Below are 20223 nucleotides of genomic sequence, written 5' to 3'. Positions count from 1 at the left end.
GGTATATCATGACAGATCCTGTCCGCCCGGTGCTGCACGCGCGGGGCATCTCGAAATTCTTTCCGGGCACCATCGCGCTGGATGACGTGGAGCTGCGGCTGAATCCCGGCGAGGTGCACGCCCTTCTGGGCGAAAATGGCGCGGGAAAATCCACGCTGATCAAATGCCTGACCGGCGCCTATCAGCGCGACGCGGGCACGCTGCTGCTGGACGGGGCGCCGATCAATCCCGCCTCCACCGCCGCCAGCCAGAAGCTGGGCATCGGCACCGTCTATCAGGAGGTGAACCTGCTGCCCAACCTGACGGTGGCGGAGAACCTGTTTCTGGGCCGCCAGCCGCTGCGCGGCGGCTTCGTCTCGCGCCGCCGGATGAACGCGATGGCGCGGGAGACGCTGGCGGGCTACGGGCTGAAGATCGACCCGACCGAACCGCTGACCGCCTATTCCGTGGCGGTGCAGCAGGTGGTGGCCATCGCCCGCGCGGTGGACATGTCGGGCAAGGTGCTGATCCTTGACGAACCCACCGCCAGCCTTGACCGCGACGAGGTGGCGCTGCTGTTCTCGGTGATCCGGCAGCTGAAGGCGCGCGGGCTTGCCATCGTTTTCATCACGCATTTTCTGGATCAGGTCTTCGAGATCTGCGACCGCGCCACGATCCTGCGCAATGGCCGGGTGGTGGGCGACTGCGCGCTGGCCGAGGTGTCCCGCCGCGAGGTCATCACCATGATGCTGGGCCGCCAGCTGGAAGCGCGGGTGCACAGCAAGAAGACCGGCACGGTCGGCAAGCCGCTGGTGCAGGTCGCGGATCTGGGGCGGCGCGGCATGATCGAACCCTTCTCGCTGGACATCCACGAAGGCGAGGTGGTGGGGCTTGCCGGGCTGCTGGGATCGGGCCGCACCGAAACCGCCAACGTGATCTTTGGCGCGGTGATGCCCGATCAGGGCCGGATCCGCCTGCGCGGCACCGACATCACCATCCGCACCCCGCGCGATGCCGTGGCGCATGGCTTTGCGCTGTGCCCCGAGGACCGCAAGTCCGAAGGCATCGTCGGCGACCTGTCGGTGCGCGACAACATCATCCTTGCGCTGCAGGCGCGGCAGGGCTGGATGCGCCCGATCCCCCGCGCCAAGGTGACCGAGATCGCCGACCGTTACGTGCGCGCGCTGGACATCCGGCTCGCCAGCCTCGACACGCCGATCCGGCTGCTGTCGGGCGGCAACCAGCAGAAGGCGCTGCTGGCGCGCTGGCTGGCCACCAACCCGGCCTTCCTGATCCTTGACGAGCCCACGCGCGGCATCGACGTGGGCGCCCATGCCGAGATCATCGCGCTGATCGACCAGCTGCGCGCCGATGGCATGGCGCTGCTGGTCGCCAGTTCCGAACTAGAAGAGCTGGTGGCCTATTCCACCCGGGTGGTGGTGCTGCGCGACCGCGTGCAGATCTGCGAACTGACCGGCGACCAGATCACCCCCGACACGATCGTGCAGGCCATCGCCGACGATCCCCACCCCCATGCGGAGCCTGTCTGATGCCCGGTCCCAAATCCGCGATCCTGCGCCGGATCGCCCCGCAGCTGGTCATCCTTGCCATTGCCCTGCTGCTGAACGTGCTGATCTTTCCGGATTTCTTCCATATCGATTTCCGCAATGGCCGTCTTTTCGGCAACCTGATCGACGTGCTGAACCGGGGCGCGCCGGTGGCGCTTTTGTGCATCGGCATGACGCTGGTCATCGCCACGCGCGGCATCGACCTGTCGGTGGGCACGGTCATGGCGGTGGCGGGGGCCGTCGCCGCCTCCATGGTGGTGGAGGGGCATGGCTGGGGCACCGCCCTGCTGGCAGCACTGCTGGCCGGGGGAATGTGCGGGCTCTGGAACGGCGTGCTGGTGGCAGTGCTGCGCATCCAGCCCATCGTCGCCACGCTGGTGCTGATGGTGGCCGGGCGCGGCATCGCGCAGCTGATCACCGAAGGCCGCATCCTGACCTTCATGAACGAGGGCCTGATCCATCTGGGCGCGGGCACGGTGCTGGGCATGCCCACGCCGATCCTGATCTGGGTGACGCTGGGGGCCGTGGCCATCACGCTGGTGCGGCGCACGGCACTTGGCATGCTGATCGAGGCCATCGGCATCAACGAACGCTCCTCGCGGCTGGCGGGGATCAACAGCCGGGTGCTGCTGATCTGCGTCTATCTTGTGTCGGGGCTCTGCGCGGCGCTGGCGGGGGTCATCGTGGCCGCCGACATCAAGGGCGCGGATGCCAACAATGCCGGGCTGTGGCTGGAGCTTGACGCGATCCTTGCCGTGGTGATCGGCGGCAATTCCCTGCTGGGGGGGCGATTTTCGATCCTCGCCTCGCTCTTGGGGGCCATGATCATCCAGAGCATCAATTCGGTCATCCTGCTGTCGGGGCTGCCGCCGGAATTCAACCTTGTCATCAAGGCGCTGCTGATCCTCGCCATCCTCGTCATCCAGTCGCCGCGCATCGGCTATCTGCTTTACATGCTGCGCGCGGCGGGTCCGCAGCCGCAGCCGCGCCCCGGGGCCGCGGACACCCTGCCCAAACGCAAGAAGGAGGCGGCGCGATGATCCGCTCGACCCATCTGCCGCTTCTGGTCACGCTCGCCACCTTCGTGCTGGCCTTCGCGCTCTGCGCTTCGGCCTATCCGGCGATGCTGTCCACCCGCGTGGTGGCCAACCTGCTGACCGACAATGCCTTTCTGGGGATCGCGGCGGTCGGCATGACCTTTGTCATCCTGTCGGGCGGCATTGACCTGTCCATCGGATCGGTCATCGCCTTTACCGGCGTGTTCCTTGCCGTGGTGCTGCGGGACACGCAGATGCACCCGCTCATGGCCTTTGCGCTGGCGCTGGTCATCGCCACCGTCTTTGGCGCCATCATGGGGGCGCTGATCCATTACCTAGAAATGCCGCCCTTCATCGTGACACTGGCGGGCATGTTCCTTGCGCGCGGCGCCGCCTATGTGCTGTCGACGGAATCCGTGCCCATCACCCATGAATTCTACGACACGCTGCAGGGGCTGTACTGGCGCGATCCGTCAGGCGGGCGGTTCCGGCTGATCGGCGGGGTCATGGTGCTGACCTTCCTTGTGGGCATCGTGGTGGCGCATCGCACCCGCTTCGGCCAGAACGTCTATGCGCTTGGCGGCGGCGAACAGACCGCGCGGCTGATGGGCGTGCCGCTCGCCTCCACCACCATCTGCACCTATGCCATTTCGGGGGGGCTGGCGGGGCTTTCCGGCATCGTCTTCTCGCTCTATACCTCCGCCGGCTATTCGCTGGCCACCGTTGGCGTGGAGCTGGACGCGATCGCCGCCGTGGTGATCGGGGGAACCCTGCTGACCGGAGGTTACGGCTTTGTGGCGGGCACCTTCTTCGGCATCCTCATCATGGGCCTGATCCAGACCTACATCGTGTTCGACGGGACACTGTCCAGCTGGTGGACAAAGATCGTGATCGGAGGGCTGCTTTTCGCGTTCATCCTCCTCCAGAAAGGGCTGACTTGGGCAACGCAGGCAAGACGACGAACAGCGACTGGCTCCGCCGCTCCCTCATGACGCTGGTGCAGGCGGGGGGCGGGGGCGAACGCGCCTCCAACCACACGGCCTTTGTTGTGGATCAGCTGGGCCGCGCCATCGTCGCGGGCGAATACCCGCCGGAAACCATGATCCCGCTGGATCCCGACCTGTGCGAGATGTTCGGCGTCTCGCGCACCGTCGTGCGCGAGGCCAAGAAAACCCTGATCGCCAAGGGGCTGATCCAGTCCAAGGCCAAGGTCGGCACCCATGTCCGGCCCGCCAATGAATGGACGATGTTCGATCAGGACGTGATGCGCTGGCATGCCACGGTCAAGAACCCGACGCGCTTCTACGAGGAACTGTTCGAAATCCGCATGATCTTTGAACCCGCCGCCGCCGCTCAGGCCGCCGCACGGACCAACCGCATCGCCTGCGCGCAGCTTTACGAGCTTTGCGACGATCTGGCCCGCGCCGACAGCCGCGCCGATTTTGCGCTGGCCGATTACGAATTCCACAAGGAGGTGCTGCGGCTCTCGGGCAACCGGTTCCTGCAGTCGCTGGGCGATCTGGTGCAGACAGCGCTTTATTCGCTGTTCCTGTCGGATCAGGGGGCGGCGCTGTCGGACCGGCGCGAGAAGGTGGCGCAGAGCCACCGCGCCATCGTGGCCGCCATCGCCTCTGGCGCGCCGCAGGAGGCGCGCGAGGCGATGCGCCGCGTCATACAGGACGGCTACTGGAACGCCGTGCCGGAAAAGGCCGCCCTGCTCTGACCGCCGCGCGCCCCAGTCTCAGTGGCCCAGGCGGAAGCGGCGCAGCGTCGGCAGCACCCGGCCCAGATCGCAGGGCTCGCCCGCGCCAAACGCCTGATAGACGTCGCGGAACATGCCAGACAGCTCGGCATAGGCCGCCGCCCGCTCGGGCCGGGGTGCAAAGACGCGCATCGGCGGGCACATGGCGGCCTGCGCCGTAGCCAGATCGGGGAAAGCCCCTGCCGCCATGGCGGCGAAGATGCAGGCCCCCACCCCCACCGGCGAGCGCTGCGGCACATGCACCTCGCGCTGCAGCACATCGGCATAGATCTGGTTCAGCACGTCATTTTTCTGCGGGATGCCGCCCGCGTTGATCACCCGGGTGAATTCGGCACCCCCCGACCGCATCCGGTCGATGATGAGGCTGACATGCAGCGCCATGCCTTCGATGGCGGCGTGCATCTCGTCGGCGGGGCCATGCGCCAGATCCCAGCCCAGCGTGATGCCACCCAGATCGGGACGCACCAGCACGGTGCGGTCGCCATTGTCCCAAGGCAGGCGCATCAGGCCGCTGGCGCCGGGGCCGTAGTTTTCCAGCCCCGCGCAGAGGCTGGCCACATCGGTGCCCGCGCGCCGCGCGATGGCCTCGAACAGATCGCCCGTGGCGGACTGCCCCGCCTCGACCCCGATGACCCCGGGCACGACGCTGCCGGGCACCGCGCCGCAGATGCCGGGCACCGGACCGCTGGCCGGATCGGCCAGCGCGATGATGCAGGTGGAGGTGCCCACCACATTGACCACATCCCCCGCAGCACAGCCGGTGCCGACCGCATCCCAATGCGCGTCAAAGGCGCCGAAGGGCAGCGGAATGCCCGCCGCCAGCCCCATCCGCCCGGCCCAGTCGGCGCCAAGCCGCCCGGCCTGCTGCAGCGAATGGCCCCAGCGCCCGGTGATGCGGTCGTTGATCCCGTCGAGCAGCGGATCGACGCGGGACAGGAACTCCTGCGGCGGCAGCCCGCCCCAGCGCTCCCCCCACATCCATTTATGCCCCATGGCGCAGATGCTGCGCGGCATGTCCGCCGGAGAGGTGATGCCGCAGAGCGTGGCCGCGATCATGTCGCAGTTTTCCGCCGCCGTGGCCACGCGGTCGCGCAGGCCGGGATTATGGCGCAGGAAATGCAGCAGCTTGGAATAGCCCCATTCGTGGCTGTAGGTGCCGCCGCACCAGTCGATGGCCTCGATCCCGTCCTCGCGGGCGCGGGCGGTGATCTCGGCGGCCTCGGCATGGGCGGTGTGATCGCACCACAGGTAATAGTCCGCCAAGGGCTGCAGCCGGTCGTCGAGCGGGATCACGCTCGATCCGGTGGTGTCGGCGGCAAAGGCGGCGATCTTTTCGCCGTCGATCCCCGCCGCGTCGATGGCCTGCCGCATGGCGCGGCACAGCGCCTCCATCTGGTCGTCATGCGACTGCCGCGCGACCAGCGGATCGGTGGGATCGCGGTGCAGCGGGTAGCCCGCAGAGGCGGATCCGCGGATCTCGCCGCTTTGGGTGTCCATGATGGTGACCCGCACGCTGAGCGTGCCGAAATCTGCTCCGGCGACCAGTGGCATCGACGGCTCCTCCCTTGACATCTGTGGCAGCGTCTACTGCCCGTAAGTGGCGTTCGCCCCGTGTTTGCGCAGGAAGTGGCGGTCCAGCAGCGCCTGCGAGATCGGCGGCGGCGATGCCTCCAGCGCGGCGCCATGCCACGCCATTTTTGCCACTTCTTCAAGGATCAGCGCGTTCAGCACCGCCTCTTCGGGATCGCGGCCCCAGACAAAGGGGCCATGCCCCGCCACAAGCACCGCCGGGATCGCCAGCGGATCGCCCGCCCCTACCGTCTCGACGATGACCTCGCCCGTCGCCTCCACATAGCGCGAGGTGATCTCTTCGGGGGTCAGGTCGCGGGTCACCGGGATGGTGCCGTGGAAGTAATCGGCATGGGTGGTGCCAAGCGGCGGGATCGGGCGCCGGGCCTGCGCCATGATCGTGGCATAGGTGGAATGGGTGTGGATGATCGCGCCGATGGTGGGAAAGGCGCGGTAAAGCACCAGATGCGTGTCCAGATCCGAAGACGGGCGGTATCTGTTGTCCAGCGTGCCGCCGTCCAGATCGGTGATGACCATATGGTCCGGCGTCATGTCGTCATAGGGCACGCCCGACGGCTTGATGGCGATGCGTCCCGAGGCGCGGTCGATGCCGCTGGCATTGCCGAAGGTCGCCTTGACCAGCCCGTGCTGCACGGTGGCGAGATTGGCATCAAGAACAGCCTGTCTGAGTGCGGCAAGCGTCATCGCTGCTCCTCGTGGTTTGTCACGTCCGGGGGTCCGGACCTCTGTCCGGAGAGGGACGGCGCCCCGCAGGGCACCGTCCGGGGAAGCGATCAGCGCGGGTCGGTCCAGCCCTGATAGCCTTCAAGATTGTCGGCGGTGATCAGTTCCGGCTCCAGCAGCACGGTGTCTTCTGCCGGGGTGTTGCCCATGAACACGTCATAGCCCATCTTCAGCGCCTCGCCCGCCATCACATACGGATCCTGCGAGGCGGAAGCCTTGATGAGCGAGCCGTCGCCTTTGGACAGTTCGTCCTCGATCACCGGGGCGCCATCGACGCCGGTGATGATGAACTCGTCGCGCCCCAGCTGCTTGGCCGCCAGTGCCGCGCCAACTGCGGTCGGGTCGTTGATGGCGAAGACGCCGTCGATATGGTCATAGCGGGTCAGGATGCCCTGCATCACGTCCAGCCCGCCATCGCGCGAGGCCTGCCCGTTCTGGTCGTCCGACAGCACGTTGATGCCGTCATGGGCGCTGAACACCTCCTGACAGCCCGCCACCCGGTCGATGATCGACGAGCTTTGCGGCCCGTTGATGATGACCACGTCGCCTGCCCCGCCTTCGAGGTTGTCGACGATATACTGGCAGGCCTTGCGCCCGGCATCGACGTTGTCGGTCATCACGGTGACATCGGCACCGGGGGCGGACACGTCAAAGGCCGCGACCACGATGCCCGCCGCCTTGGCACGCTTCACCGCCGGGGCGATGGCATTGGCATCCACCGCGTTCAGCATGATGATGTCCACCTCCGCCGCGATGAAGTTGTCGATCTGGCTGGCCTGCTTGTTCAGGTCGTAATCCGCCGAGACCGAGGTCACCTGCACGTCGGGATTGATCTCGCGGGCGCGGTCCTCGATGCCCTTGATGGTGGCGACAAAGAACGGGTTGCCCAGCAGGCCGACCGAAATGCCGATGCTTTCCAGTTTCTTGTCCTGAGCCTGCGCGCCGCCTGCGGCCAGCAGCGCCGCGCAGGTCGCGGTCGTCAGCAATGTGGTGATCTTACGCATGGTTTCCTCCCTATGATGCGTGAGCGTGTTCCAGGGGCAGACCGGTCAGGTCCGCGCCCCGCCTTTGAGCCGGTAGCGGTCCAGCGCCACGGCGGCGATGATGACCAGCCCCTTGATGATGAACTGCCAGATGTCGGAGACGCCGGTCAGGATCAGCCCGTTGGACAGCACCGCGATGATCAGCGCGCCGATCAGCGTGCCCCAGATCGACCCCACCCCGCCGACAAAGGAGGTGCCGCCAAGGATCACCGCCGCGATCGCGTCCAGCTCGTAGGCCTGACCCAGCTGCAGCCCGTTGGCCGCGTAAAGCCGTGCCGCCGACATGACCCCGCCCAGACCCGACAGCAGGCCCGACATGGCATAGACGAAGAGCAGCACGAGGCTGACCTTGATGCCGGTAAGCCGCGCCGCCTCGGGGTTGCCACCCACGGCATAGATCCATGTGCCCAGCACGGTGCGGCGCAGGATGAACCACGACACCACCACGGTGATCAGGGCAAAGATCGCCAGCCATGGCACCCCGAACAGCGTGCCGTTGCCGATGAATTCAAAGGGCAGATCGGCGTTGAACACCGTCGTGTCATCCCCCATCAGCCGGGCCACGCCGCGCACGGCGGTCAGCGAGCCCAGCGTGACGATGAAGGGCGGCAGGCCGAGAAAGGCGATGAGGCAGCCATTGGCGAGGCCAAAGACCAGCCCCACGGCCAGCCCCGCCGGAATGCCGAGCAGCCCCAGATCGGGGATCAGCGACATGCTGACCGCCGCCATGGCCGAGGCCGCCAGCACCGCGCCCACCGACAGGTCGATCCCGCCGGTCAGGATGACGAAGGTCATGCCCGCCGCCAGCACCACGTTGATGGAGGCCTGCTGCGTCACGATGGACAGGTTGTTCACCGACAGGAACTTGCCGGTCATCAGCTCGAAGCCGATGGCCAGCAGGATCAGCACCGGCAGCATCCCCATCGCCATGACGGCGCCTTTCATCCGGGCGGCGGTGCCGCCGGACTTGGCCGCCCCGGTTCCCTCTTGCGCGTCGCTCATTCTTTCCTCCCTTGCGGTCGCGGGGCTGCCGTCAGGCGGCGGCTCCCGTCGACAGCGTCATGATCTCTTCCTGTTCCACCGGACGACCGGGGGCGGCGCGGACCTCGCCCACGATCCGACCCTCGCGCATGACCAGCACCCGGTCCGCGACGCCCACGATCTCGGGCAGTTCGGACGAGATCATCACCACCGCCAGCCCCTCGCGGGCCAGTTGGTCGATCAGCCGGTAAATCTCGGATTTTGCGCCCACATCGACGCCGCGCGTCGGCTCGTCGAGGATCACGACCCGGGGCTTGGCCTCCAAGAGGCGCGCCAGCAGCACCTTCTGCTGGTTGCCGCCCGACAGCGCCCCGACGGGCAGCTTCGCCGAAGGGGTCTTGATGGCGAGGTTCTTGATGGCCGAGGCCGCGCGGCTGGCCGCTGCGCGGAAATTCAGCGTGCCCGCCGTCCCTGCATCCTTTTCCAGAACGCACATGGAGATGTTTTCCTGAATTGTCATGTCCAGAAACAGGCCCAGCGACTTGCGGTCCTCGGTCAGGTAGACGATGCCGTGATCCAGCGCCGCGCGCGGGCTGCGCGGCGTCACGTCGGTGCCGTTCAGCCACACCCGGCCTGCGCTGGCGGGATCGGCGCCATAGATCAGCCGCGCCAGTTCCGTCCGCCCCGACCCGACAAGGCCCGAGATGCCCAGCACCTCGCCCTCGTGCACCTCGAAGCTGCAGTCCTTCACCAGCCTGCCATCCGACATGCCCTCCACCTTCAGCACCACGTTGCGGGCGCCTTCGCTGGCCACATGGTCCTTCTTGTAGAACGAGCTGAGATCGCGCCCAACCATCATCGCCACCAGCTTGCGCGCCGACAGCTCGTCGCGGTCCAGCGTGCCGACATAGCTGCCGTCGCGCAGCACCGAACAGCGGTCGGACAGGCGATACACCTCGTCCATGCGGTGGCTGATATAGATGATGGCGATGCCCTGCCCGGTCAGTGCCGTGATCACCTCGAACAGCTTTTCCGTCTCGCGGCTGGACAGCGAGGTGGTGGGTTCGTCCATGACGATGATCCGCGCGTCCGAGGCCAGCGCGCGGGCGATCTCCACCAGCTGCCGCTCGCCCAGAGACAGGCCCGCGACCCGGGTTTCCGGGCCAAAATCCACGCCAAGCCGCCGCAGCACCGGACGGGCGCGGTCATACATGCGCGCCCGGTTCACCAGCCCGCCGGCAGAGGGTTCGCGCCCCAGAAAGATGTTTTCGGCCACGCTCAGGTTCGGGGCCAGCGACAGTTCCTGATAGATCACCGCGATGCCGCGCGCGCGGGCCTGTTTCGGATCCCCCGTCGGCACCGGCACGCCATCCACCCGCACCTCGCCGCCGCGGTCGGCGACATAGGCGCCCGACAGCACCTTCATCAGTGTCGACTTGCCCGCGCCGTTTTCCCCCATCAGGGCGTGCACCTCGCCGGGCCAGACGGTCAGCGACACGTCGGCCAGCGCCCGCACCGGGCCGAAGGTCTTGGAAATGCCGCGCATTTCCAGAAGCGGGGTTCCCTGAGCCTCGGTCATGCCGCCCCCCGTGCCGTTGGCGCGATGCTGAAGGCCACGCCTTCCTCTTCCAGCATGGCGGCGTCGCGGTCCGACAGGCCGTCATCGGTGATAAGCCGCGTCACCCGGCTCAGCGGCAGCGCCACGCTGGACGGGCGTTCGGAAAACTTGCGGCTGTCGACCAGCACGATGATCTCGTTGGCGAGCCCGCACATGTCGTTGATGAAGCGCACCAGCAGCGGGTGGTTTTCCAAGAGCCCGTCCTGGCTGACCCCCAGCGCGCCGACATAGAATTGCGCGGCGTAGAATTCGTAGCCGCCCCGCGCCGGATCATAAAGGATGCCGGGTTCGCGGTGCAGATCGCCGCCGCCCACCGTCAGCTGGCAGGTGCCCTGTTCGCTGAGATAGGCGGCCAGCGGCATGGAATTGGTGAAGACGCGCAGATTGCGGTTGGCGATGCGGGTGCCGAATTCGAAACAGGTGGATCCGCCATGCACGATGATCAGGCTGCCATCGCGCACCAGCTTTGACGCCTCCACCGCGATGGCGCGCTTTGCCTCCACCGCGATGTCGCGGTTTTCGACAAAGGGCAGCGACACCGCCTTGCGCTGGCGCCCGCCTTCAAGCGCCGCGAGCCCGCCATGCACCTTCCGCGCCACGCCGGCATCGTCGAGCTTGTCGATGTCGCGGCGCACGGTGGCGGCAGAGACGCGCAGCATCAGCTGAAGCTCCTTCACCGAAACGAAGGGCCGCTCTTCCAGCAGATTGGCAATGGCATGATGGCGGTGCGCTTCGCTCATCGGACTCCCCCTCTTTGGCGCCAGAATGATGTAATTTCATCTTTCTGCAAACAAAAACTCACATCGTATATAAAACTGCGTCATTTCAGGGCATTAGGTAGGTGTCATCGCGCGCATTCAGGGCAGCAGGCGCGCTTTCGGCCCGCCACATGAGCGAATCAGATCACAGGATGAGGCTTTTCGCACATGCAGCATGGGCGCCGCTGCGGCTGCAGAACATGGCAAAACGCGCGGACCCTGCGGCCCGCGCGTTCGTGGCAGCTGCCGTGGTCCCTGCCCGGCTTACGGGCGGTGGGCCACGTCGCGCATCACTTCCACCAGCATCACGGCGACGGTGCCGCCCGCATCGGGAAGGCCGCGCGATTTCTCCTGAAAGGCGGCGGCCTTGCCATGCTGGGCCACCATGTCCTTGGTCGCCTCCAGCGCTGCGGCTGCCGCCGTCACCGCCTCGTCCAGCGCCTGCGGCAGGGGCGAGCCGCTGGCCTCCAGCGCTGCGGCGATGGGATCGAGCACGTCGAGCACGGTCTTGTCGCCAAGCTGCGCCTTGCCGCGCTGCGCCACACCTTCGGCATAGGCGCGCCAGAAGGTCGCCGCCTCGGGGGTGCCGAACTGCTCGGCACTTTCCAGCGCCTTGAAGCCGCGCAGGAACCCTGTCGCCATCAGCGTGCCCATGGTCGAAGGCGCGGCCTTGGCCAGCGCCGCCCCCGCCGCCTTCATCTGTCCGGCGATCGTGGCCTCCTCCAGCGCTGCCACCGCGTCACGCGCGGCGGCAAAGCCCTTGGACATGGTGATGCCCAGATCGCTGTCGCCCACCTTGCCATCCAGCGCGATCAGCGCCTCGCGTTCGGCGGCAAAACGCTCCGCCCATGCGGGATAGAAGGCGCGGGTCTGCTCTGCGGTCATCGCCATGGCTTACACCTTGATATGTTTGAAGAACGGCGTGTGCACCGGCTTGGCCAGCAGCGGCTCCAGCTCGTCATCCAGATGCAGCACGGAAATCGAGGCCCCCGCCATTTCCATGGAGGTGGCAAACTCCCCCAGCCAGCAGTGCCGGATGGTCACGCCGCGCTCTTCCATCAGGATCGAGACCCGGCGGAACAGGATATACAGCTCTTCCAGCGGGGTGGCGCCCAGCCCGTTGATCAGCACCGCCACCTCGTCGCCGCTCTTGTAGTCGGTTTCGGCAAAGATGCGCGCCATCATCACGTCCACCACCTCGTCGGCGGGCTTCAGCGGCTCGCGCGAGATGCCCGGCTCGCCATGGATGCCCATGCCGATCTCCATCTCGTTCTCGCCGATGGTGAAGCTGGGCTTGCCGACTTCCGGCACGATGCAGGGCGACAGCGCGACACCCATGGTGCGGGTGCGGGCGCGGGCCTTGTCGGTGATGCGCGCCACCTCGTCGAGCGGCAGCATCTCGGCGGCGGCGGCCCCGGCAGCCTTGTAGAGGAAGAAAATCCCCGCCACGCCGCGCCGCTTGTGTTCTTCGCCCACCACCGAAGAGGCGACATCGTCATTGCCCATGACGGTGCGGGTGGTGATGTCCTCCAGCTCGGCCAGTTCGCCCGCCATGTCGAAGTTCATGATGTCGCCGGTGTAATTGCCGTAAAGATACAGCACCCCCGCGCCCTGATCGACATGCTTGGTCACTTCGAGGATCTGGTCGGAGCTGGGCGACTGGAACACGCCCCCCACGGCGCAGCCGTCCAGCATGTTTTCGCCCACGAAGCCAAGGAAGGTGGGCAGGTGCCCCGACCCGCCGCCGGTGACGATGCCGACCTTGCCCGGCACCGGATTGGCGGTGACGTAGCAGCGCAGGTCGCCTGCGGCATGGGTCACCTGCGGATGCGCGCGATAGATGCCCTCCAGCATCTCGTCGACAAAGGCTTCGGGCGTGTTGAGGAATTTTTTCATATCGCTTGCTTCCGGATCTGGGATTGCAGTTTGCGGCGGCGCGTCACGAAGAAGGCCGCCGCGAGAAGGATGAAGGCACCGACCACGACGCGCTGCCATGTGGAGGGAATGCCCACCAGCACCAGCACGTTGTTGACGACGGTGATAAGCAGCACGCCGGTGACGGTGCCGAAGACCGAGCCGGTGCCGCCAGTGATGCGCGCGCCGCCCAGCACCACCGCCGCGATGACCCCGATTTCGGTGCCCACGAGGTCAAAAGGATTGGCCATGCGGTTGGCGCAGACATGCACGATGCCCGCAAGCCCGGCGAGCCCGCCCGCAAAGGCAAAGACGAACAGATGCACGGTGCGCTGGTCATAGCCAAGCCGGGCCGCCACCTCGGGATTGCCGCCGGTGGCAAAGATCGCGCGGCCCATCAGCGTGCGGTTGAAGATGAGCCATGTCAGCACGGCGGCGGCAGGGAAGATCAGGAAATACCACGGCAGCGTCACGGTGGCGCCATTGGCGGTGGTGAAGTCCAGCAGCGAGGCCTTGCCGAAGGCGGTCATCTGCGGCGGCAGTTCCATCAGCCAGACCGTGCCGATGAAGGCCAGCAGGATGCCGCGGAACAGATATTGCGTGCCGATGGTGACGATCAGGGCGGCCACGCGCAGCGTGTGCACGAGCCAGCCGTTGATGGCGCCCAGCACCGTGCCGCCCGCCACCGCGATCAGCAGGATGACAGCCATGGGCAGGCCCGGCGCGACATTGAGCACGAAAAGCGTCAGCGCATACATGGTCAGCGCCGCGATGGCGGTAAAGCTGACATCGATGCCCCCCGCCGCGAGGATGGCGAAGACCCCCAGCGCAAAAAGCCCGGTCACCACCGAGGCGCGGCCCATGTCGATGAGCGAGCCCGGCGACAGGAAGGCCGGGTTGATGACCGCCACCGCCACGCAGATCACCACCAGCAGGCAGAGGCTGACCAGTTCGGGACGGCGGGCGAAGGTTTCGGCAAGCCCGGGACGGGCGGCAGTCTGGGGATCGGATCGGGTCATGGTCATTCCGCAGCCTCCGGACGGGAGGCCAGCATTGCCTGATAGATGTCATCTTCGGAGGCCGCGTCGCCGCGCACCTCGGCGGCGATGCGCCCGGCGGTCATCACAAGGATGCGGTCGCAGTTCTGCAGCAGTTCGGGCAGGTCGTCGGACACGATGATCAGCCCGATGCCGCGTTCGGCCATGGACTGGATCGCGCGATAGATCGTGTCCTTCGATCCCACATCCACGCCCACCGTCGGCCCGTGCAGCACCAGAAGCCGCGGTGCGATGCTCAGCCAGCGCCCGATCAGCACCCGCTGCTGGTTGCCGCCCGAGAGCGCCCCCGCAGGCAGGTCGATGTCGGAGGTGTTGAGCGTCATCTCTGCCGAGATGTCCTGTGCGGCGGCGCGGGCCTTCGACCGGTCGATGGTGCCAAGCGGGCCCAGAAGCCGGTCAAGGATCAGCGGCACCTCGTTGTCGAGGATGGATTTCTCGATGAACAGCCCCTCGCCCAGCCGGTCCTCGGGCACATAGCCGATGCCAAGTGCGATGGACTGCGCGGGCGTGTCGAGCCGCACCGGGCCGCCATCCATGCTGACGCGGCCTTCGGTGATCTGGCGGTGCCCGGCCAGCGCCAGCGCCAGTTCGTTGCGCCCCGAATCCGACAGGCCGGTGATGCCAAGGATCTCGCCCCGGTGCAGCGTGGCGCTGACATCCTGAAACGCCTCGCCCGAACCCAGCCCCTCCAGCCGCAGCAGCTCGCCGCCCTCGGGCTGGCCCGTGCGGTAGCGCCGCGCCTCGATCTCGCGCCCGGTCATCAGCTCGCTCAGTTCCGAGCGGCTGTAGCCCGCGATCGGCCCCTGCGCCACGCTTTGTCCGTCGCGGAACACGATGGCCTGCCCGCCGATGCGGTAACATTCCTCCAGCTTGTGGGTGACGAACAGCACCGCGACATTCTGCGCGCGCAGCCGCCCCACCACTTCGATCAGCGTTTCCACCTCGTGGCGGGTGAGAGAGGTCGTGGGTTCGTCCATGATGACCAGCCGCGCTTCCTGCGCGATGGCGCGGGCGATGGCGACGCGCTGGCGCAGCGCCAGCGGCAGATCGGACACCCGCGTTGCCAGCAGTGCGCGCGTGGGCTCCAGCCCGACTTCGCGCAGCGCCTGCGCGGCGGTCCGGCCCAGCCTGCCCCGGTCGAGCCAGCGCAGCATCCGCCCGCCGCCGCCGACCAGCTGTTCGCCAAGCGCCACGTTTTCCGCCACGCTGAGATTGGGCAGCAGCGACAGATCCTGATACACCGTCTCGATCCCGGCCTGCAGCGCCATGATCGGGCTCAGCGCCGCGTGCCGCTCGCCGTCCAGCAGGATCTCGCCCTCGCTCGGGGCATGGGCGCCGGACATGATCTTGATGACCGTGCTCTTGCCGCAGCCATTTTCGCCCAAGAGATGATAGGCCTCGCCCGCGCGCAGGGTCAGATCGACGCCGCGCAGCGCGTGCACGCCGCCGAACCGCTTGTGGATGCCACGCAGTTCAAGAAACGGATGGTCCAAAAGATCGCTCTGGGTCACGGGGAAATGCGCCTCTTGATCGGAAAGACCGGGGGCGCGGCACGCCGCACCCCCGCACGATAAGACAGCCTCAGAACAGGTAGTCCTTGTAGGTGTCCTTGTCGGCCAGAACCATGCCATTGCCGATCAGCAGCTTGCCCTCGCCGGGACCGTCCTTGAGCGTCACGCTGTTATAGCCCTCCACGCCCAGATCCATGCCGTCGGTCAACTCCTTGCCCTCCAGCAGCATCTTGGCCACGGCGTTCATCGCCATGCCCGCCTTCTGCGGATCCCAGAAGCCGATGGCGGTGATGGCGCCGCTGTCCAGATAGGAGGCCGAGGGGTTCGGCAGGCCGGTGCCCACCAGACAGACCTTGCCTGCAAGCCCGGCCTCTTCGATGGCGCGGCCCACGCCCAGCACGTCATTGCCCGCAGAGGTCTGGAAGCCCTTGATGTCGGGATGCTTGCGCAGGATCTCCTTGGCCTTTTCATAGGTGCCGTTGGCGTCGTCGAAGCTTTCGTTGTTCGGATCGACCAGTTCCATGCCCGCATGCTGTTTGGCGTTCTCCTCGCCCGCGCCGACCCACTGCATATGGGTGCGGCTGCCCAGCGAGCCCACGAAGGTGGTCCACTTGCCTTCGCCGCCCATGCACTCTGCCAGCCGCGCGTTCAGCGCCGCACCGTATTCGGCATTGTCGAACGCCTCCACGTCGACCATCGTGTTCATCTGGTTGTCGGCCTCGTGGGTCACGATGATCGTGCCCCGGTCCATCGCGCGCTTGAAGATGCCCTCAAGGATCGCCGGATCCATCGGCACCACCGCCAGCGCGTCGGTGCCCTTGGCGACCAGATCCTGCACGATCTGCAGCTGCTGCGCGCTGTCGGCAGAGGCCGGTCCGACCTGACTGATGGACATTTCCGGGTTCTGTTCTGCGAACAGTTCCACCCCGGTTTCCATGCGGTCGAACCACGGAATGCCGCTGATCTTGACGACGGTGGTGATGGTGCCCTCGGCCAGCGCCGCCGTGGCGCCCGAGGCCAGCAGCGCCGCCACGACACCCAGTTTCAAGGTTTTCTTCATGGTCAACTCCTCCCTAGAGTTCCCTCGTGCTCAGCCCTTCGACGCGCGAGGGGACCGCGCCGAGGTAACTGCGGCGGCAAGGCTTTCGATGAGCCCGAACCGCCCCACCGCAAGGAAGCCCAGCAGCAGGGCCCCCCATGCAAAATCCCGCACAAAATTCGACAGGCCGATAAAGTTCAGCAGGCTGGACAGCAGCTGCAGCACCACCGCCGACAGCACGACGCAGACGATCCGGCCATAGCCGCCTTCGGGCCGCACCCCCGCCATGACCGCGATCAGGATCGCGATCAGCAGGTAGCTGGTGCCGTAATCCCATTTCACGTTGACGTTGCGCGCGGCGATGATGACCCCGGACAGGCCCGCCAGCAGGCCGGACAGGGTATAGGTCACGGTGAAGATGGTCTTTTTCGGAAAGCCGCTGAAATCGGCGGCCTTGGCATTGGCCCCGGTCAGCATCAGCCGCATCCCGAAGGGGGTAAAGCGCAGCACCGCCCCCAGCACCAGCGCCACGGCCAGAAAGATCAGAAAGCTGTAGGGCACGCCAAGGATCACGCCATTGCCCAGCTCATACATCGGGTCCGGCGAGCCGATGGTCACCGACCGCCCGTCCGACACCACCACCGCAAGCCCGGTGAACAGCATCTGCGTGCCCAGCGTGCAGAGGATCGGCGTGATGCCAAGCCGCGCGATGATGATCCCGTTCAGCAGCCCGCCAAGCGCGCCCACCACCAGCGCCCCGGCGGCAAAGGCAAGCGTGAAAAGCCAAGGCGCCTCTGTCGCCGACACAAACTGCGTGACCACCACGCCCGAGGCCACCCCCGCCAGATTGGCGAGGGCGATGCCCGACAGGTCGATCCCGCCATTGCCCGCGCACATGGCTAGCATGACCCCGATGGCCAGCAGCCCGATCTCGGGCACCTGAGTCGCCATGGATTGCAGGTTGAAGAGCGAAAGATAGGTGCCGCCTGACACAAGGCCGCCCGCACCCAGCAGGACCAGCACAAGCACGGACAGAATGACCAGACGGCCATCAAGCTTACGCATCCTCTCCTCCCCTGGGATTTAGTAAACTTATTCTTGATTTACTAAATCGATAACAAACAATTTTGCGGCACTCAACAGGTTTTCTGGTCTGATCTCTGCCGGGTTCCTGCTTGCGCTTTGGCGCGTTTGGCCAGATGTTTACTAAACACCAAACGCCGCACGGGATCTGCAGCACGCCATGACGACAGACGCGAAAAAGCCGGTCACGCTGCGGCAGGTGGCGGAACAGGCCGGGGTTTCGGCGGCGACGGCCTCGCTGGTGCTGAACGGCAAGGGCGACATTTCAGAGGCGACCCGCAAGCGCGTGCTGAGCGCGATGCGGCAGATGAAATACAAGCCCCGCACCGACCGGACCCGGCCCGATGCCGTCAACACGCTGCGCTTTCTGAAGATCGCGCGCCATGGCCACACGGTGAACCGCGACCACAGCCATTTCATCGCCGATTACATCGACGGCATGTCCTATGAGGCGACGCGGCGGGACTATTCGCTGCAGGTCGAAAGTTTTGAGGGCACCGAGGTGGACCGCATCGCCGACACGCTGCGCGCGGGCGACGTGCGCGGCGCGGTCATCCTTGGCACCGAACTGACCAAGGAGGAGGTGCAGGTGCTGGCCCGTGTGCCGCTGCCCATGGTGTTCATCGACACCTATCATCCGCAGCTTGATGTCAGCTTTGTCGACATGGACAACGATCAGGCGGTGTTCGCGGTGCTGCGCCATCTGGCCGGGCAGGGGTTCCGGCGCATCGGCATGGTGGCGAGCCACACCGAGGTGACCAATTTCGCCCTGCGCCGCAGCGCCTTCCTGCGCGGCATGGCAGCACTGGGCCTCGCCGCGGACGAGGCGCTGATCCTGTCGGTGGATTCGACGCTGGACGGCGCCTATCAGGACGGTCTGCGGCAGCTGGCCGAGGGGCGCGAGGTGGCGGAGGCCTATTTCTGCGCCAATGACATGATCGCCTTCGGCTTCATGAAGGCGCTGCGCGAGCGCGGCCTGCGCATCCCCGAAGACGTGTCCATCGCCGGGTTCGACAACCTGCCGATGAGTGCCATGAGCGATCCGGCACTCAGCACGGTGGAGGTGCCGAAGCGGCGCATCGGCGCCATGGCCATTCGCCTGCTGGATGACATGCTGATCGCCACCCGCCCGGAACCCGCCACCAAGGTGCTGATCAGCGGCGAATTCGTGGGGCGCGGCAGCGTGCGCGCGGCCCGGCCCTGACCCGCCTCAGGCGCGCGACAGCCCCGCCTCCGCCAGCTGTTCGGGGTCGGGCAGGTCGCGCAGGGTTTCCAGCCCGAAGGCCATCAGGAAGCGGTCCGTCGTGACAAAGGTATAGGGCGCGCCCCGGCGCGGTTCGCGCGGACCGGTGCCGATCAGGTTGCGCGCGGAGAGCCGCCCGATCAGATCGCGGCTGATTTCCTTGCCGAAGATGTCCTTCAGCCCGTCGCGGCTGACCGGCTGGTGATAGGCGATGGCCGCCAGCACCGCGAGGTCGAACTCGCTGAGGTCCGGAAGCTGGTCGCGGGCGGTGGTTACGGCGCGGATCGCCGGGGCATAGGCCGCCCGGGTGCGCAGCACCCAGCCATCGGCCACTCGGGCCAGTTCGAACGACCGGCCCTCCAGATCGGAGGCCAGATCCTCGATCAGCAGATCGACGGACGCCCCCTGCCCCACGACACGTGCCAGATCCACGCGCGCGACGGGGGCGGCACTCGCGAACAGCACCGCCTCGATCCGGCGCATCCATTCGCGCCAGCGCAGCGCCGCCGGCAGGTCGGTCAGGTCGCGGTCAAGCTCCTCTGGCGCCATGATCAGAGCCCGTAAAGGCGGAAACTGTCCCGCCCGGTGAGTTCCCGCACCACGCCAAGCTGCACCAGCCGGTCGCAGAGCCGCCGCGCCGCGCGGTCCGGCAGCGGCAGGGCAGCGGGCGCCAGCGCATCATGGGACAGGAACAGCGCCACCGCCTCCCCCGCCCGTTTCGCCCGCAGCTTCGGCGCCACGGCCCGCAGCCCCACGGCCCGGCGCGTGACCTCCTGCGCCAGACGCGCCGCCTCCTGCGCCGAGGCGGTCACCGCGCGATGGCAGGCGCGCCGCAGCGGCTCGCCCGTCTTGCGCAGATCGGCAGCGGTCAGTCCTGCGGCCAAGAGCGGCAGCAGATGGTCCCAGCCCAGAGCCTGCGCCAGCGCGGCATCGGCAAGGATCAGCGCCACCCCTTCGGCGCGCGGCGCCTCGGCCAGCACGGTTTCCAGCACCAGCGCCGCGCGCGGGATGGGGCCGCCCTGACCGGCATCCAGCCAGAGCACAAGCTGGTCGGGCGCGACATCGGGCAGCGCCCGGTGAAGCGCCGCGACCGAAATGGGGCGCGTAACGGCGCGCCGCCAGCTTTGATAGCTGTCGCCCGCCGGGCCGGGCAGATCGCCGGGCCGCAGCAGGTGCAGGGCATCGCGCAGCTCGCGCGCAGATTCCCGGCGGCCCTGAAAGGCGACACTGGCCTCTGCCGCGCGCAGCGCCAGCCGGTCGCGCAGCAGCGGCTGCGGCAGGTCGGGCTGCGCCAGCACCAGATGCAGATGCGCAAG

Annotated in this window: 18 protein-coding genes and 2 pseudogenes; 5 read left to right on the top strand and 15 right to left on the bottom strand. The window is 67.0% G+C overall.

Annotated elements, in window-relative coordinates:
• Positions 1–8 precede the first annotated feature (8 nt).
• The 4 genes from VK682_RS16095 to VK682_RS16080 are packed head-to-tail and all read left to right on the top strand — an operon-like array spanning position 9 to position 4307.
• Positions 9–1529, top strand: a complete 1521-nt coding sequence (locus VK682_RS16095; RefSeq protein ID WP_230796593.1) for a sugar ABC transporter ATP-binding protein — start codon at positions 9–11, stop codon at positions 1527–1529.
• Positions 1529–2587 (top strand): ABC transporter permease, encoded by a 1059-nt coding sequence (locus tag VK682_RS16090; protein WP_230796595.1) that lies wholly within the window; start codon positions 1529–1531, stop codon positions 2585–2587. The genes VK682_RS16095 and VK682_RS16090 overlap by 1 nt, the downstream gene beginning before the upstream one ends.
• A complete protein-coding gene (yjfF, locus tag VK682_RS16085; protein WP_207543599.1) occupies positions 2584–3576 on the top strand; it encodes a galactofuranose ABC transporter, permease protein YjfF in 993 nt (330 codons plus the stop codon). The genes VK682_RS16090 and yjfF overlap by 4 nt, the downstream gene beginning before the upstream one ends.
• Positions 3573–4307, top strand: a complete 735-nt coding sequence (locus tag VK682_RS16080) for a FadR/GntR family transcriptional regulator (RefSeq protein WP_089846162.1) — start codon at positions 3573–3575, stop codon at positions 4305–4307. Before yjfF ends, VK682_RS16080 begins: the two co-directional genes overlap by 4 nt.
• An 18-nt stretch (positions 4308–4325) precedes the next feature.
• Here the strand turns inward: VK682_RS16080 and VK682_RS16075 are convergent, their stop codons facing one another.
• The 13 genes and pseudogenes from VK682_RS16075 to VK682_RS16020 form a co-directional block, all read right to left on the bottom strand.
• A complete protein-coding gene (locus VK682_RS16075; RefSeq protein WP_324782218.1) occupies positions 4326–5897 on the bottom strand; it encodes a ribulokinase in 1572 nt (523 codons plus the stop codon).
• A 33-nt stretch (positions 5898–5930) separates the two neighbouring features.
• Positions 5931–6620 carry an L-ribulose-5-phosphate 4-epimerase AraD gene (araD, locus tag VK682_RS16070; RefSeq protein WP_230796597.1) on the bottom strand — a complete coding sequence of 230 codons (690 nt, stop codon included), beginning with the start codon at positions 6618–6620 and terminating at the stop codon, positions 5931–5933.
• 89 nt (positions 6621–6709) lie between these two features.
• A complete protein-coding gene (locus VK682_RS16065) occupies positions 6710–7663 on the bottom strand; it encodes an ABC transporter substrate-binding protein (RefSeq protein ID WP_089846157.1) in 954 nt (317 codons plus the stop codon).
• Positions 7664–7708: 45 nt separating this feature from the next.
• Entirely contained in the window at positions 7709–8704 is a 996-nt protein-coding gene (locus tag VK682_RS16060; protein WP_230796598.1) for an ABC transporter permease subunit, read from the bottom strand.
• Positions 8705–8735: 31 nt separating this feature from the next.
• Positions 8736–9419: pseudogene (locus VK682_RS27380) on the bottom strand (ATP-binding cassette domain-containing protein); the annotation flags it as partial.
• Between the two features lie 330 nt (positions 9420–9749).
• A pseudogene (locus tag VK682_RS27375) lies at positions 9750–10190 on the bottom strand (ATP-binding cassette domain-containing protein); the annotation flags it as partial.
• Between the two features lie 68 nt (positions 10191–10258).
• Positions 10259–11041: a DeoR/GlpR family DNA-binding transcription regulator gene (locus VK682_RS16050; RefSeq protein ID WP_089846151.1), complete on the bottom strand. Its 783-nt coding sequence runs from the start codon at positions 11039–11041 to the stop codon at positions 10259–10261.
• 282 nt (positions 11042–11323) lie between these two features.
• Positions 11324–11950, bottom strand: a complete 627-nt coding sequence (locus VK682_RS16045) for a dihydroxyacetone kinase subunit L (RefSeq protein WP_230796599.1) — start codon at positions 11948–11950, stop codon at positions 11324–11326.
• Between the two features lie 3 nt (positions 11951–11953).
• Entirely contained in the window at positions 11954–12955 is a 1002-nt protein-coding gene (locus VK682_RS16040; RefSeq protein ID WP_230796600.1) for a dihydroxyacetone kinase subunit DhaK, read from the bottom strand.
• On the bottom strand, positions 12952–13998 hold the full coding sequence (locus tag VK682_RS16035; RefSeq protein ID WP_230796601.1) for an ABC transporter permease: 1047 nt from the start codon (positions 13996–13998) through the stop codon (positions 12952–12954). Before VK682_RS16035 ends, VK682_RS16040 begins: the two co-directional genes overlap by 4 nt.
• Positions 13995–15542, bottom strand: coding sequence for a sugar ABC transporter ATP-binding protein (locus tag VK682_RS16030; protein ID WP_230796602.1), 1548 nt, complete (start codon positions 15540–15542; stop codon positions 13995–13997). The genes VK682_RS16035 and VK682_RS16030 overlap by 4 nt, the downstream gene beginning before the upstream one ends.
• 70 nt (positions 15543–15612) lie before the next feature.
• Entirely contained in the window at positions 15613–16602 is a 990-nt protein-coding gene (locus tag VK682_RS16025) for a substrate-binding domain-containing protein (protein ID WP_324782217.1), read from the bottom strand.
• A gap of 30 nt (positions 16603–16632) precedes the next feature.
• On the bottom strand, positions 16633–17646 hold the full coding sequence (locus tag VK682_RS16020; RefSeq protein ID WP_324782216.1) for an ABC transporter permease: 1014 nt from the start codon (positions 17644–17646) through the stop codon (positions 16633–16635).
• A gap of 178 nt (positions 17647–17824) precedes the next feature.
• Between VK682_RS16020 and VK682_RS16015 the strand changes: the two genes are divergently transcribed.
• The gene (locus VK682_RS16015) at positions 17825–18868 is read left to right on the top strand and encodes a LacI family DNA-binding transcriptional regulator (RefSeq protein WP_324782215.1); all 1044 of its coding nucleotides are present in this window, start codon (positions 17825–17827) and stop codon (positions 18866–18868) included.
• Positions 18869–18874: 6 nt separating this feature from the next.
• Here VK682_RS16015 and scpB read toward each other — a convergent pair whose 3' ends face one another.
• Together scpB and VK682_RS16005 are read right to left on the bottom strand one after the other, a co-directional pair.
• A complete protein-coding gene (gene scpB, locus VK682_RS16010; protein WP_230796608.1) occupies positions 18875–19456 on the bottom strand; it encodes an SMC-Scp complex subunit ScpB in 582 nt (193 codons plus the stop codon).
• A gap of 2 nt (positions 19457–19458) precedes the next feature.
• Positions 19459–20223 (bottom strand): DUF1403 family protein (locus VK682_RS16005; protein WP_324782214.1); only part of this gene is annotated, 765 nt, incomplete at its 5' end.

Origin of the sequence: Salipiger marinus (assembly GCF_035481585.1) — a bacterium.
GTDB classification, from domain to species: Bacteria; Pseudomonadota; Alphaproteobacteria; order Rhodobacterales; family Rhodobacteraceae; genus Salipiger; species Salipiger marinus.
The sequence above is the reverse complement of the archived record's forward strand: the minus strand, read 5'-3'. Positions and strand labels throughout refer to the sequence as shown.

Coding starts and splice junctions, on each gene's coding strand:
- VK682_RS16095 (WP_230796593.1), top strand. CDS start 9: ATGACAGATCCTGTCCGCCCGGTGCTGCACGCGCGGGGCATCTCGAAA.
- VK682_RS16090 (WP_230796595.1), top strand. CDS start 1,529: ATGCCCGGTCCCAAATCCGCGATCCTGCGCCGGATCGCCCCGCAGCTG.
- yjfF (WP_207543599.1), top strand. CDS start 2,584: ATGATCCGCTCGACCCATCTGCCGCTTCTGGTCACGCTCGCCACCTTC.
- VK682_RS16080 (WP_089846162.1), top strand. CDS start 3,573: ATGACGCTGGTGCAGGCGGGGGGCGGGGGCGAACGCGCCTCCAACCAC.
- VK682_RS16075 (WP_324782218.1), bottom strand. CDS start 5,897: ATGCCACTGGTCGCCGGAGCAGATTTCGGCACGCTCAGCGTGCGGGTC.
- araD (WP_230796597.1), bottom strand. CDS start 6,620: ATGACGCTTGCCGCACTCAGACAGGCTGTTCTTGATGCCAATCTCGCC.
- VK682_RS16065 (WP_089846157.1), bottom strand. CDS start 7,663: ATGCGTAAGATCACCACATTGCTGACGACCGCGACCTGCGCGGCGCTG.
- VK682_RS16060 (WP_230796598.1), bottom strand. CDS start 8,704: ATGAGCGACGCGCAAGAGGGAACCGGGGCGGCCAAGTCCGGCGGCACC.
- VK682_RS16050 (WP_089846151.1), bottom strand. CDS start 11,041: ATGAGCGAAGCGCACCGCCATCATGCCATTGCCAATCTGCTGGAAGAG.
- VK682_RS16045 (WP_230796599.1), bottom strand. CDS start 11,950: ATGGCGATGACCGCAGAGCAGACCCGCGCCTTCTATCCCGCATGGGCG.
- VK682_RS16040 (WP_230796600.1), bottom strand. CDS start 12,955: ATGAAAAAATTCCTCAACACGCCCGAAGCCTTTGTCGACGAGATGCTG.
- VK682_RS16035 (WP_230796601.1), bottom strand. CDS start 13,998: ATGACCATGACCCGATCCGATCCCCAGACTGCCGCCCGTCCCGGGCTT.
- VK682_RS16025 (WP_324782217.1), bottom strand. CDS start 16,602: ATGAAGAAAACCTTGAAACTGGGTGTCGTGGCGGCGCTGCTGGCCTCG.
- VK682_RS16020 (WP_324782216.1), bottom strand. CDS start 17,646: ATGCGTAAGCTTGATGGCCGTCTGGTCATTCTGTCCGTGCTTGTGCTG.
- VK682_RS16015 (WP_324782215.1), top strand. CDS start 17,825: ATGACGACAGACGCGAAAAAGCCGGTCACGCTGCGGCAGGTGGCGGAA.
- scpB (WP_230796608.1), bottom strand. CDS start 19,456: ATGGCGCCAGAGGAGCTTGACCGCGACCTGACCGACCTGCCGGCGGCG.